This is a genomic window from Lentzea sp. CC55, from assembly GCF_021056325.1.
GTDB lineage: Bacteria > Actinomycetota > Actinomycetes > Mycobacteriales > Pseudonocardiaceae > Lentzea > Lentzea jiangxiensis.
Genome location: NZ_JAJCXE010000017.1, coordinates 1 through 13766 on the forward strand (window position 1 = coordinate 1; position 13766 = coordinate 13766).

Annotated in this window: 13 protein-coding genes; all 13 read left to right on the forward strand. The window is 69.8% G+C overall.

Annotated elements, in window-relative coordinates:
* Positions 1–2045, forward strand: a 2045-nt coding sequence (gene infB / locus L6E10_RS10660) for a translation initiation factor IF-2 (RefSeq protein WP_236219259.1), incomplete at its 5' end; no start/stop codon positions are given.
* Between the two features lie 72 nt (positions 2046–2117).
* The gene (locus L6E10_RS10665) at positions 2118–2414 is read left to right on the forward strand and encodes a DUF503 domain-containing protein (protein ID WP_236219261.1); all 297 of its coding nucleotides are present in this window, start codon (positions 2118–2120) and stop codon (positions 2412–2414) included.
* Positions 2415–2427: 13 nt separating this feature from the next.
* Complete coding sequence (gene rbfA, locus L6E10_RS10670; RefSeq protein ID WP_236219263.1) at positions 2428–2880, forward strand: 30S ribosome-binding factor RbfA; 453 nt, start codon at positions 2428–2430, stop codon at positions 2878–2880.
* A 168-nt stretch (positions 2881–3048) separates the two neighbouring features.
* Positions 3049–4035, forward strand: coding sequence for a bifunctional oligoribonuclease/PAP phosphatase NrnA (locus tag L6E10_RS10675; protein WP_236219265.1), 987 nt, complete (start codon positions 3049–3051; stop codon positions 4033–4035).
* A complete protein-coding gene (locus L6E10_RS10680) occupies positions 4032–5165 on the forward strand; it encodes an ROK family transcriptional regulator (protein ID WP_236219267.1) in 1134 nt (377 codons plus the stop codon). Before L6E10_RS10675 ends, L6E10_RS10680 begins: the two co-directional genes overlap by 4 nt.
* Positions 5166–5215: 50 nt before the next feature.
* Positions 5216–6523: an MATE family efflux transporter gene (locus L6E10_RS10685; protein ID WP_236219269.1), complete on the forward strand. Its 1308-nt coding sequence runs from the start codon at positions 5216–5218 to the stop codon at positions 6521–6523.
* Positions 6524–6651: 128 nt separating this feature from the next.
* Positions 6652–7977: a nitrate/nitrite transporter gene (locus L6E10_RS10690; RefSeq protein ID WP_236219271.1), complete on the forward strand. Its 1326-nt coding sequence runs from the start codon at positions 6652–6654 to the stop codon at positions 7975–7977.
* A gap of 11 nt (positions 7978–7988) precedes the next feature.
* Entirely contained in the window at positions 7989–8876 is an 888-nt protein-coding gene (gene truB / locus L6E10_RS10695) for a tRNA pseudouridine(55) synthase TruB (protein ID WP_308102769.1), read from the forward strand.
* 72 nt (positions 8877–8948) lie between these two features.
* Positions 8949–9881: a bifunctional riboflavin kinase/FAD synthetase gene (locus L6E10_RS10700; protein ID WP_236219272.1), complete on the forward strand. Its 933-nt coding sequence runs from the start codon at positions 8949–8951 to the stop codon at positions 9879–9881.
* An 84-nt stretch (positions 9882–9965) separates the two neighbouring features.
* Positions 9966–10445 (forward strand): helix-turn-helix domain-containing protein, encoded by a 480-nt coding sequence (locus tag L6E10_RS10705; RefSeq protein WP_090095551.1) that lies wholly within the window; start codon positions 9966–9968, stop codon positions 10443–10445.
* Positions 10442–10888, forward strand: a complete 447-nt coding sequence (locus L6E10_RS10710) for a 2'-5' RNA ligase family protein (RefSeq protein WP_236219274.1) — start codon at positions 10442–10444, stop codon at positions 10886–10888. Before L6E10_RS10705 ends, L6E10_RS10710 begins: the two co-directional genes overlap by 4 nt.
* A 127-nt stretch (positions 10889–11015) precedes the next feature.
* Positions 11016–11285 (forward strand): 30S ribosomal protein S15, encoded by a 270-nt coding sequence (gene rpsO / locus L6E10_RS10715; RefSeq protein ID WP_045318466.1) that lies wholly within the window; start codon positions 11016–11018, stop codon positions 11283–11285.
* Positions 11286–11517: 232 nt separating this feature from the next.
* Positions 11518–13758 (forward strand): polyribonucleotide nucleotidyltransferase, encoded by a 2241-nt coding sequence (locus L6E10_RS10720; RefSeq protein ID WP_236219276.1) that lies wholly within the window; start codon positions 11518–11520, stop codon positions 13756–13758.
* Positions 13759–13766 lie beyond the last annotated feature (8 nt).

Genomic DNA, 13766 nt, shown 5'->3' on the forward strand with positions numbered 1-13766 from the left:
GTGGCGGCGGTGGCGGTGGCGGTGGCTTCCGTCCCGGTGGTGCCGGTGGTGGTGGCGGCGCGCCCGCTGGTGGCGGCGGTTTCCGCGGTCGCCCCGGTGGTGGCGGCGCTGGTCGCGGCGGCACCGCTGGTGCCTTCGGTCGTCCGGGTGGTCCGGCGCGCCGTGGACGCAAGTCCAAGCGGCAGAAGCGCCAGGAGTACATGGACAACATGCAGGCGCCTTCGGTCGGTGGCGTCCGCCTGCCCAAGGGCAGCGGCGAGACGATCCGCCTGCCGCGCGGTGCCTCGCTGACCGACTTCGCCGACAAGATCAACGCCAACCCGGCGTCGCTCGTGCAGGTGCTCTTCCACCTGGGCGAGATGGTCACGGCGACCCAGTCGGTGTCCGACGAGATCTTGGAGCTGCTCGGCACCGAGATGAACTACGTCGTGCAGGTCGTGTCCCCCGAGGAGGAGGACCGCGAGCTGCTCGAGACGTTCGACATCACCTACGGCGAGGACGCCGGTGACGAGGACGACCTGCAGGTCCGCCCGCCGGTCGTGACCGTCATGGGTCACGTCGACCACGGCAAGACCCGCCTGCTCGACACCATCCGCAAGGCGAAGGTGCACGAGGGCGAGGCCGGTGGCATCACCCAGCACATCGGCGCGTACCAGGTGGAGACCGAGCTCGAGGGCAACCCGCGGCTCATCACCTTCATCGACACCCCGGGTCACGAGGCGTTCACCGCCATGCGTGCCCGTGGTGCGAACGCGACCGACATCGCGGTCATCGTCGTCGCCGCCGACGACGGCGTCATGCCGCAGACCGTGGAAGCGATCAACCACGCGCAGGCCGCTCAGGCGCCGATCGTGGTCGCGGTCAACAAGATCGACAAGGAGGGTGCGAACCCCTCCAAGATCCGTCAGCAGCTGACGGAGTACGGCCTCGTCGCCGAGGAGTACGGCGGCGACACGATGTTCGTCGACATCTCGGCCAAGCAGGGCATCAACATCGACAACCTCCTCGAGGCCATCCTGTTGACCGCCGATGCTTCGCTGGACCTCCGGGCCAACCCGGACATGGAGGCCCAGGGTGTCGCGATCGAGGCGCACCTCGACCGCGGTCGCGGTCCGGTCGCCACGGTGCTCGTGCAGCGCGGTTCGCTCCGCGTCGGCTCCTCGATCGTCGCGGGTGACGCGTACGGTCGCGTCCGCCGCATGGTCGACGAGCACGGCGATGACGTCACCGTCGCGACCCCGTCGCGTCCGGTGCAGGTCATCGGTCTGACCTCGGTGCCGCGCGCCGGCGACTCGTTCCTCGTCGTCGACGAGGACCGGGTGGCCCGCCAGATCGCCGAGCGTCGTCAGGCCCGCACCCGCAACGCCGCCAACGCGGCGAAGCGCAAGCGCGTCAGCCTGGAAGACCTGGACGCCGCGCTCAAGGAAACCAGCGCTCTCACCTTGATCATCAAGGGTGACAACTCGGGTACCGTCGAGGCCCTCGAGGACGCGCTCATGAAGATCGAGGTCGGCGACGACGTCGAGCTGCGCGTGATCCACCGCGGCGTCGGTGGCATCACCGAAGGCGACATCAACCTCGCCGTGGCCGGTTCCGCCATCGTCCTGGGCTTCAACGTCCGGGCCGAGGGCAAGGCGACCGAACTCGCGAACCGCGAAGGTGTGGACGTCCGGTACTACACGGTCATCTACCAGGCGATCGACGAGATCGAGGCGGCCCTCAAGGGTCTCCTCAAGCCGGAGTACGAAGAGGTCCAGCTCGGCCGCGCCGAGATCCGCGACGTCTTCAAGTCCTCCAAGGTCGGCACGATCGCGGGTTGCATGGTCCTGTCGGGCGAGATCCGCCGCAACGCGCGTGCTCGCCTGCTCCGTGACGGCAAGGTGATCGCGGAGAACCTCCCGATCAGCTCGCTCAAGCGGTTCAAGGACGACGCCACCGAGGTTCGCGAAGGTTTCGAGTGTGGTCTCACGCTCGGCAACTACAGCGACCTCAAGCTGGAAGACATCATCGAGACCTTCGAGATGCGCGAGAAGCCGCGCGCCTAGTCGGTGGGTGAGGGGGTGCGAAGCCGCTTTAACCAGTGGCTTCGCACCCCTTTCTTCTGGAGGATCTCGCTCATGTACGTGGGTGCTCTGGAACTGGACTTGCTCTTGGGTGACGTCCACTCGTTGAAGGAGAAGCGCTCGGTGGTCCGGCCCGTGGTGGCCGAACTGCGCAAGCGCTTCGAGGTCGCCGCGTCCGAAGCAGGTCACCAGGACCTGCACCGGCGCGCGTTGATCGGTGTCGCCGTGGTCTCGGCCGACGCGGCGCATGTCAGGGACGTCCTGGCCGGCTGTGAAAGGCTGGTCGCGGGACGGCCCGAACTCGAACTGCTCTCCGCCCGGACGCGTCTCGTCGGGCCGGAGGACGATTAGGAAGGGGAGGCTCGTGGCCGACACGGCACGTGCCCGCAAGCTCGCCAAGCGGATCTCGCAGATCGTCGCTTCGGCTCTGGAGCACGAGGTCAAGGATCCGCGCCTGGCCAGGGTCACGATCACCGACACCAAGGTGACCGGGGACCTGCACGACGCGACCGTGTACTACACCGTTCTGGGCGAGCGCCTGGACGTCGAACCCGACTACGCCGGTGCCGCCGCGGCCCTCGAGAAGGCCAAGGGTGTCCTGCGCTCCCTGGTGGGCGCTCAGACCGGCGTCCGGTTCACGCCGACGCTGACGTTCATGACGGACACCGTGCCGGACGCGGCCCGGAAGATGGACGAGCTGCTGGCGAAGGCCCAGGCGGCCGACGCCGAGGTGGCCCGGCGCGCGGTGGGAGCTTCTCCCGCCGGAGAGGCCGACCCGTACAAGGCTCCTCGTGAGGACGACGAGGACGAGGACTGACCTCGTCCGGATCTCTGCTCGTGACCAGGGCGGACGCGGTTCACCGCGTCCGCCCTGCCGTTGTCGTGAACAGTCCACTTGGCACGCTCGCGCTGCAATCGGATGGAAACTGTCTTGTCCGAGGGTCCCGCACAGCACTTTTGGACAGTTAGCGGCTAACGTCTCCCTGTGGCAGACGACCTGAGCACCACCATTGCCGAGGCCGCGCGGTTGCTGGCCGGCGCCCGTGATGTGACCCTTCTCAGTCACATCAACCCCGACGCCGACACGCTCGGGAGCGCTCTGGCGGTGGGGCTCGCGCTGCACCGGCGCGGGGTGGCGGTGCGGGTGGCGTTCGGTGAGCCGGAGGCCGTGCCCGAGAGCCTGAAGGCGTTGGACACGGCAGGGTTGCTCGTCCACCGCGACGAGGTGCCCGAGGCGCCCGAGCTCCTGGTCGTCCTGGACACGGGCAGCGTGCAGCGGCTGGGGCCGTTGGGGGATCGCGTCGCGAACGCCCGTGGGCCCGTGATCGTCGTCGACCACCACGTGTCGAACACGCGCTACGGGACGGTGCACTGCATCGACGAGCACGCCGAAGCCACGGCGCTCATCGCACTCAAGCTGCTCGACGAGATGGACGTCGAGATCGACGAGCCGATCGCGCGCTGCATCTACGCGGGCCTCGTGACGGACACCGGGGGTTTCCGCAAGGCGGGGCCCGAGGCGCACCGGACGGCCGCCCGGTTGCTGGAGACCGGAGTGGACGCGTACGCCGTCACGCGGCCGTTGATGGACTCGCACCCGTTCGCGTATCTCGGCATGTTGTCGAAGGTTCTGGCCAAAGCCGAATTCGACCCGAAGGCGGCGCACGGACTGGGGCTCGTGCATGCGGTCGTGGGTCTGGACGACGCCCGCGGTGTTCGCAGTGAAGAGGTCGAGAGCGTGATCGACGTCGTGCGCTCCACCTCCGAGGCCGAGGTCGCGGCGGTGCTGAAGGAACTCAGGCCCGGCTTCTGGTCGGTGTCGCTGCGCGCGGTCAGCCGGGTCGACGTCCGCGAGGTGGCGCAGGTCCTCGGGGGTGGCGGGCACCGGCTGGCGGCCGGGTTCACGTTCGACGGGGCCGCGGAGCAGGTCGTCGCCGCCGTGAAGGGCGCGTTGGAGCAGGTGGGGTCATGACACGGACGGGGAGTCCGCGGCTGCTGCGGGAGATCAACGACCGGGCCGCGATCGAGACGTTGTTGCGCACGGGCGCGATGACGCGCGCCGAGCTGGAAGAGGTGATCGGGCTCTCGAAGCCCGCGACCGCCCAGCTGCTGGCGCGGCTCGAGGAGGACGGCATGGTCGTCCGCACCGGGTTGCGCGGTGGCGGGCGCGGGCCGCGAGCGCAGATGTGGGCCGTCAACGGGGGCGTGGGATACGTCGCGGCCGTGGCGTTGTCGGCCGAGCTGATCGACGTGGCGGTCGCGGACATCACCGGGTCGTTGCTGGCCGAGCACAGCGCGCCGATGCCCGGGGAGAACACCCTGCGGGTGGTGCGGGAGACGGTGCAGAAGGCCGCGGCGCTGGCCGGGCTGTCGCTCGACGCGTTGGCGCACGTCGTGGTCGGCACACCGGGCGCGGTCGACCCCTCCACCGGGCACCTCGGGTTCGCGCCGCACCTGCCGGGGCTCGTCGACGTGGACCTGCCGTCGACGTTGCGCGAGCTGCTCGGGACGTCGGTGTCGATCGAGAACGACATCAACCTCGCCGCGCTGGAGGAGATGAGCTCCGGCAAGGCCGTCGGCGTGCGGAACTTCGTGCTGTTCTGGCCCGCGGACGAGATCGGCTCCGCGGTCGTCGTCAACGGCGTGCTGCTGCGCGGCGTCACCGGCGGTGCTGGTGAGATCGACTCGATGCAGGTGCCCGGCGGGCGCTACGGCGACCAGGTCGACAGCGACGCGATCGTCGAACTCGCGGCGGAGTACGGCATCGTGCGGCCGACCGGGCTCGAGGCCGTCGCGCACGCGCTGAACGCGGGCACCGAGGGCAAGGCGTTCCTCGCCGCCCTGGCGCACCGGATCGCGCTCGGGCTGGCGAACGTCGTGTGCGTGCTCGACCCGGAGCTGGTGCTGCTGTCCGGTGCGGTGGCGCACGCGGGAGGCGAGACGTTGTGCGACCTCGTGGCGGCCGAGCTGGTGAAGCTCGTCGTGCCGAGGACGCCGGTGCACCTGGCGCAGATCACCGCGAAGCCGGTGCGGTCGGGGGCGTTGCACTCGGCTCTCGCCGTGGCGCGGGAGCGGGTGTTCGGGCTGCCCCAGCGGTCGTGAGTGGCCGCCGTCACCGCACGGGCGCACTCGTCAGCGCTTAGGTTCGTGAGGTGGAGGATCGGGTTCCCGCTCGGCGGGTGATCGGGCTGGCGGTGCCTGCCCTGGGGGTCTTGGCGGCGGAGCCGTTGTACGTGCTCGTCGACACGGCGGTGGTCGGTCACCTGGGGGCGTTGCCGCTGGCCGGGCTCGCGCTCGGCGGTGTGCTGCTCACGCAGGTGTCGACGCAGCTGACGTTCCTGTCGTACGGCACAACGGCACGCACGGCCCGGTTGCACGGTGCCGGGCGGCGCCGGGAGGCCGTCGAGGAGGGCGTTCAGGCGACGTGGCTCGCGCTCGCCGCCGGTGTGCTCGTGGTGCTGCTCGGGCAGGTGTTCGCGCGTCCGCTGGCGGAGCTGCTCGCGGGTGACGGCGCTGTCGCGGACGCGGCCGTCGAATGGGTGCGCATCGCGTTGTTCGGTGCGCCGTTCATCCTCGTCACGATGGCCGGCAACGGGTGGATGCGTGGTGTTCAGGACACCAAACGGCCGTTGAAGTACATCCTGATCGGCAACGGCATCAGCGCGGTGCTGTGTCCCGCGCTCGTCTACGGCGCGGGCTGGGGGCTGGAGGGCTCCGCGGTCGCGAACGTCGTGGCGCAGCTGCTGTCGGCCGGGCTCTTCTTCCGCGCGTTGTTCGCGGAGCACGTGCCGTTGAAGCCGCAGTGGCCCGCCATGCGCGCGCAGCTCGGCATGGGGCGCGACCTGGTGTTGCGGAGCTTGGCGTTCCAGGCGTGCTTCATCAGCGCGGCTTCCGTGGCGGCGCGTACGTCCGTCGGGGCGTTGGGCGCGCATCAGGTCGTGTTGCAGCTGTGGACGTTCCTCGCGCTCGTCCTCGACTCGCTGGCCATCGCGGCGCAGTCCCTCGTCGGGGCGGCACTGGGGGCGTCGAAGCGCCGGCAGGCGGAGGAGCTGGCGTGGCAGGTCACCCGGTACGGGCTGGTGTTCGGCATCGGCCTCGGGGTGGTGTTCGCGGCGCTGTTCACCGTGCTGCCGCGGGCGTTCACCTCCGACGCGGGCGTGCTGGCGGAGATCCCGCACGCGTGGTGGTTCTTCGTTGCGCTGCAACCGATCGCGGGCGTGGTGTTCGCGTTGGACGGGGTGCTGCTCGGCGCCGGTGACGTGAAGTTCATGCGGACCGCGACGCTCGGCTCGGCGGTGGCCGGCTTCCTGCCACTGGTGTGGGCGTCGCACGCGTTCGGGTGGGGCCTCGCGGGCATCTGGTCCGGGCTGTCGGCGTTCATGGTGCTGCGGCTGCTGGCCGTGCTGTGGCGCACGCGGTCGGGGGAGTGGGCCGTGGAGGGCGCCGTCCGGCAGGGGTGAGCAGGGCCCGCCACCGCACTCCCGAACGGGCCCTGTGGCCGACCTCACGGCATGGAATCGTCACCAAAAAGGTTGTTTAGGCGATGTAACTAATATCCGCCTGACTCCTACCTGGGGAGAGTGCTCTCTTGCCGCCGGTCGATCGCGCCACCCGGGCCTCGTGGCTGATCTGGACCACCGCCGTACTCGTCTACTTCGCCGCCCTGTTCCACAGGACCACGCTCGGCGTGGCCGGACTGGAGGCGAGCGAACGCTTCGGGCTCGGACCCGCCCAGCTCGGTGTGTTCACCGTGCTGCAGATCGGTGTCTACGCCCTCATGCAGATCCCCACCGGCCTGCTGGTGGACCGTTACGGGCCGCGCCGCGTGCTCACCGCCGCCGCCCTGCTCATGGGCACCGGTCAGGTGCTCTTCGCCATCGCGGGCTCCTACCCGCTGGGTCTCGTCGCGCGGGCCGTGCTCGGCATGGGTGACGCGATGACGTTCATCAGCGTGATCCGCCTCGTCGCCACGCACTTCCCGCCGCGCCAGTACTCGCTCGTCGTCGCGGTCACGGCCGCGATCGGCGGCGTCGGCAACCTCGTCGCCACCGTGCCGCTGACGCTGATGCTCGGCTCGATCGGCTGGACGTGGGCGTTCCTCATCGCGGGTGGCGCCACCGCGCTCTACTCCGCCGTGGCGTTCCTGCGGGTGCGCGACGTGCCCGCCGGGTTCGTCGCGCCGATGCCGGAACCCGTGCCGTTGCGCAAGATCTGGCCGAAGGTGCGGCAGGCGTGGAGCGTGCCCGGCACCCGGCTCGGGTTCTGGGCGCACTTCAGCACCATGTCGACGCCGGCCGTCATCGGCCTGCTGTGGGGCTACCCGTACCTCGTGCAGGCGCAGGGCATGTCGCCCAACGCCGCGTCGTCGACGCTGGGACTGCTCGTGATCGGCGCGATCGTGACGGGACCGGTCATCGGCGGGCTGTTCTCGCGCAACCCCGAGTGGCGGATGCCGATCTCGGTCGGCTTCCTGGGCTTCGCCCTGACCGGCTGGGCCGTGCTGCTGCTGTGGCCGGGCGGGCACGTGCCGGCGCCGGTCATCGCCGCGGTGTTCCTCGTGCTGACGGTGGGCGGGCCGATCTCGGGCGTGGCGTTCGCCCTGGCCCGCGACTACAACCCGTCACACCGGCAGTCCACGGCCAGCGGTCTGGTCAACGTCGGGGGCTTCCTCGCGGTGACGGTCTCGGCGCTGGGCATCGGTGTGCTGCTCGACCTCCTCGAGGGCGTGCTGGCGCCCGTCACGGCGTTCCGCGTCGCCTTGAGCTTCCTCGTGCTGGTGCTCGTGCTCGGCGGCTGGCGGATGCTCGTCTGGTGGCGTCGCGCGCGGGCCGCCGTGTTCGAGGCGGAGGAGCGCGGGGAGACCGTGCCGGTGCAGATCCGGCGTCGCCGTTGGGACGCTCTGCGCGTCGCTTAGGATTTCCCGCCGTGAAACCCTCTGTTGCACCGGGCCTGGTCGTCGTCGACAAGCCGGACGGCATGACCTCGCACGACGTGGTGGCGCGTGTGCGCAGGATCCTCGGCACCCGCAAGGTCGGCCACGCGGGAACCCTCGACCCGATGGCGACCGGCGTGCTCGTGCTCGGCATCGAGCGCGCGACGAAGCTCCTCGGGCACCTCGCGCTCGACAGCAAGGCCTACCTCGCGACCATCGTGCTCGGCGCGTCCACCACCACGGACGACGCCGAGGGCGAGGTGCTGTCCACAGTGGACGCTTCGGGGGTGGCCGACGACGCGGTCGCCGCCGAGGTGGCGAAGCTGACCGGCCCGATCCAGCAGGTGCCGTCCGCCGTGTCCGCGGTGAAGATCGACGGCAAGCGCGCCTACGCCCGCGTCCGCGCCGGCGAACAGGTCGAGATCCCCGCACGCCCCGTGACCGTGCATCGGTTCGACGTGCTGTTTTCGCGCCGTGAGGACAAACAGGTGCTACTCGACGTGATGGTCGAGTGCTCCTCCGGCACCTACGTGCGCGCGTTGGCCCGCGACCTCGGTGCCGCCTTGGGCGTCGGCGGGCACCTGGGGGCGTTGCGGCGCACGAGGGTGGGGCCGTTCGATCTGCGCGTGGCCCGGACGTTGCAGCAGCTGGAGGAGACACCCGGCCTGTCGCTGGACCTCGACGCCGCCGTGGCCACGGCGTTCCCGCGCCGGGAGATCGATCCAGGTGAGGCTTCGGCCCTGTCGCACGGCCAGCGGTTGCGCGCCGGTGGGATCGATGGGACCTATGGGGTGTTCGGGCCTGATGGGCATGTCATCGCGTTGGCGAAGGACGAGGGCACGGCCTGCAAACCCGTGGTGGTGCTGAGCCCCGCCGGCTGAGCCGCGCCCGAGTCCGGCCCGGTCGTGAGGCGGTCGGTCGCCGGGCCCGGCGGGCGTCGTAGGCTGATCGGCGTGCAACGCTGGCGCGGACTAGACCACCTCCCCGGCGGCTGGGGCCGCTGCGTGGTGACCATCGGCGTGTTCGACGGTGTCCACAAAGGCCACCAAGCCCTCATCGGCAGGGCAGTCGACCTCGCGCGGCAGCGTGGTCTGCCCGGTGTGCTGATGACGTTCGACCCGCACCCCTCCGAGGTGGTGCGTCCCGGCAGCCACCCCGCGCAGCTCACCACGCTGCGGCGGCGGGCCGAGCTGGTCGAGGCGCTCGGGATCGACCACTTCGTCGTGGTGCCGTTCACCCTCGAGACCAGCCGGATGCCCGCGGACCAGTTCGTGCACGAGGTGCTGGTCGAGAAGTTGCACGCGGCGGCGGTCGTGGTGGGGGAGAACTTCACCTTCGGGCACAAGGCCGCCGGTGACGTCGCCTTGCTGCGCCAGCTCGGACAGCGGTTCGGATTCGTGACAGAGGGGGCTGACCTGGTGTCCGCTGACGACCTCACCTACTCGTCGACCTACATCCGCGCGTGCATCGACGCGGGGGACGTGAAAGCGGCGGCCGAGGCGCTGGGCAAGCCGCACCGGCTGGAGGGGATCGTCGTCAAGGGCGACGGGCGGGGCAAGGACCTCGGGTTCCCGACCGCGAACCTGTCGACGCCGAAGTTCGCCGCCGTGCCCGCGGACGGCATCTACGCGTGCTGGTTCACCGACGCCAAGGGCAAGACGCTCAAGGCCGCGGTGAGCGTCGGCACCAACCCCACGTTCTCCGGGCGGGAGCGGCGGGTCGAGGCGTTCGTGCTCGACGTGGACGAGGACTACTACGGCCAGCGCGTGGCCGTGGATTTCGTCGAACGGCTGCGCGAGATGGAGAAGTACGACTCCGTCGAGGCACTGCTCGAACAGATGCACCGGGACGTGGACCGGACGAGGGAACTGCTGGCGGAGTCGTGACCGTCAGATCAGGCGAAGTGGGCATCTGAGAGCGGTTGTGCTGGCAGGATGCGCTCAGGAGTGCGGGCTACGGGAGAGGCCAACGTGGAGGACCACAAGATCGTTCAGCGCAACCTCGCCCTGCAGCGGGAGTGGTACGGGGAGCCCCTGGGCGACCGAGTGCGCCGGTTGGTCGTGGCCTTCAACGTCTCCCAGGCCCAGCTCGCGGACGTCCTCGGCATCAGCGCGCCCATGCTCAGCCAGGTGATGAGCGGTCGCCGCGCCAAGATCGGCAACCCGGCCGTGCTCGCCCGGATGATCATGCTGGAGCGCAAGGTCCTCACACCGGACGTGGCCACCGGGGCGCCGGAGGCGTTGCAGCGCGCGCTCGACGACGTGCGCGAGTCCAAGCCGACGGTGTCCCGTGACTCGTTGCCGGTCAACGGTGACGAGAGCGTCGCGTACCCCGTGTTGCGCCGCGTCGCCGACCGCACCGAGCTCCAGCAGGCCGCCGACCTGCTCTCCGACGACTTCCCCGCCATCGCCGACCTCTTCCGCCGCGTCATCCGGGCCGCCGGCAGGTGAAGTTCTTCACCGCCCTCTACCCGCCGCCGAACGTGGTCTCCGAGCTCGACGCCGTGCTGGACCGCGATCTGGGCCTGGCGTGGACGAAGCCGAAGAAGTGGCACATCACGTTGTGCTTCCACGGTGAAACCGCAGATGGGGAGCGCTTCCGGGCGCTCGAGGGGCACGAGGTGCCACGGCTGCGGCTCAGGAACTTCGGCGATTTCCGCGGGAGAGTCCTGTGGGCGGGAATCGACGGCGACCTAAATGAGTTGGCAAGAGCAGCGGGCGCGGACGACACTTGGTTCGCGCACCTGACGGTCGCGTACGGCTACCAGGGCCAGGCGATGCCGGAGTTCCTGAGCAGCCCGTGGCAGCCGTCGGAAGCAGTGCTCGTGAGCAGCGCGGACGGCGTCCACACACCCGTGGAGCGGGTGGGGTTGCGCACGTCAACGCGCCGATGAGCGCTCTGCCTGATAGCCTTCGCAGTTGGGTCTGGCTGCGGTCCGTGGCGGCCAGTACCGGCTACCCCGGCCAGCAATTCGGCGGGCGTGGGGCCGCACGGACCTGAACAAGTAGGAGAAGTACCTAGTGGCACTGTCCACGGATCAGAAGAAGTCCATCCTCGGTGAGTACGGTCTGCACGACTCGGACACGGGCTCGACCGAGGCGCAGGTCGCTCTGCTGAGCAAGCGCATCGCCGACCTCACCGAGCACCTCAAGCAGCACAAGCACGACCACCACTCCCGCCGTGGTCTCCTGCTGATGGTCGGCCGTCGCCGCCGTCTGCTGAACTACCTGACCAAGGTGGACATCAACCGCTACCGCGCGCTGATCCAGCGCCTCGGTCTGCGCAGGTGATTCACGCGGAGGGGGAGTGACCGGCCGGTCACTCCCCCTCCGCGCACAACCGGGTGTATACAGATCCCTGGTTGCAAAGAGGAAGAAAAACAGGACCCGCGTCGCGTGAAGCAGTTTCCGCGCCGGTCCTCGGTAGTGGCCCTCTGGTGGAACGCCCCAGAGGACTTCGATCGAAGACCGGCCTCGTCAAAATCGCGCGTGCGGAGTCCAAAAGACGAGGAGCAACAAGTATATGACGGACATTGAAGTTCACGAGGCGACTGCCGTTATCGACAACGGCAAGTTCGGCTCGCGCTCCATCCGCTTCGAGACCGGGCGCCTCGCGCGTCAGGCCGCCGGCAGCGTGGTGGCGTACCTGGACGACGACACGATGCTTCTGAGCGCCACGACGGCGTCGAAGCACCCCAAGGAGCACTTCGACTTCTTCCCCCTCACGGTGGACGTCGAGGAGCGCATGTACGCCGCGGGCCGCATCCCCGGCTCGTTCTTCCGGCGTGAGGGCCGTCCGAGCACGGACGCCATCCTCACCTGCCGCCTGATCGACCGTCCGCTGCGCCCGTCCTTCGTGGACGGTCTGCGCAACGAGATCCAGGTCGTCATCACGGTCATGAGCCTCAACCCGGCCGACCTGTACGACGTCGTGGCGATCAACGCCGCGTCCGCGTCCACGCAGCTCGCGGGCCTGCCGTTCTCCGGCCCGATCGGTGGCGTCCGCGTCGCGCTGATCGAGGGCCAGTGGGTGGCGTTCCCGACCCACGAGCAGCTCGAGAAGGCCGTGTTCGACATGGTCGTCGCGGGCCGCGTGGTCCCCTCCGGCGACGTCGCGATCATGATGGTCGAGGCCGAGGCCACCGAGAACGTGATCGACCTGATCGGCGAGGGCGCCACCGCCCCCACCGAGGAGGTCGTGGCCGCGGGTCTCGAGGCCTCCAAGCCGTTCATCAAGGTCCTCTGCGAGGCCCAGGCGCAGCTCGCCCAGGTCGCCGCGAAGGCGACCGGTGAGTTCCCGACGTACCCGGCCTACCAGCCGGACGCGTTCGAGGCCGTCGAGGCCGCCGCTTCCGGCGAGCTCGCCCAGGCGCTGACCATCGCGGGCAAGCAGGAGCGCGAGAACACGCTCGACGAGATCAAGGCCGCCACGCTCGAGAAGCTGGCCGAGCAGTTCGAGGGTCGCGAGAAGGAGGTCGGCGCCGCGTTCCGCTCGCTGACCAAGAAGCTCGTGCGCCAGCGGATCCTGCGCGACAAGGTCCGCATCGACGGCCGCGGTCTCACCGACATCCGCGACCTCGGTGCCGAGGTGGCCGTGATCCCGAGGACGCACGGCTCGGCGCTGTTCGAGCGCGGCGAGACCCAGATCCTGGGTGTCACCACGCTGAACATGCTGCGCATGGAGCAGCAGATCGACTCGCTGTCCCCCGAGACGCACAAGCGCTACCTGCACCACTACAACTTCCCGCCCTACTCGACCGGTGAGACCGGCCGCGTGGGGTCGCCGAAGCGCCGCGAGATCGGCCACGGCGCACTGGCCGAGCGCGCGCTCATGCCGGTGCTCCCGAAGCGCGACGAGTTCCCGTACGCGATCCGCCAGGTGTCCGAGGCCCTCGGCTCCAACGGCTCGACGTCCATGGGCTCGGTCTGCGCCTCGACGCTGTCGCTGCTGAACGCGGGTGTCCCGCTGAAGGCGCCGGTCTCCGGCATCGCGATGGGTCTCGTCTCCGACGAGGTCGACGGCAAGACCGAGTACGTGGCGCTGACCGACATCCTCGGTGCCGAGGACGCGTTCGGCGACATGGACTTCAAGGTCGCGGGCACCAAGGAGTTCGTGACGGCGCTCCAGCTCGACACGAAGCTCGACGGCATCCCGTCCGAGGTGCTGGCGGCGGCGCTGGGCCAGGCCCGCGACGCGCGCTACACGATCCTCGAGGTCATGGCCGAGGCCATCTCCGACCCGGACGAGATGAGCGCCTTCGCCCCGCGCGTCACGTCGGTCAAGATCCCGACCGACAAGATCGGCGAGGTCATCGGCCCGAAGGGCAAGATGATCAACTCGATCACCGAGCAGACCGGTGCCGACATCTCCATCGAGGACGACGGCACGATCTACGTCGGTGCGGCGGACGGCCCCTCGGCCGAGGCCGCGATCGGCATGATCAACGCGATCGCGAACCCGCAGCTGCCGAAGGTCGGCGAGCGCTTCCTGGGCACCGTGGTGAAGACGGCCGCGTTCGGCGCGTTCGTCTCGCTGCTGCCCGGCAAGGACGGCCTCGTCCACATCTCGAAGCTGGGCAACGGCAAGCGCATCGCGAAGGTGGAGGACGTCGTCAAGATCGGCGACAAGCTCCGCGTCGAGATCGCCGACATCGACCAGCGCGGCAAGATCAGCCTGATCGTGGTGTCCGAGGACGCCGCGAAGCCGGCTGAGACCCCCGCTGCCGCCGAGGACGCTGCTGCCGAGGCGGCTCCCGCGCAGTGAGTGCGACG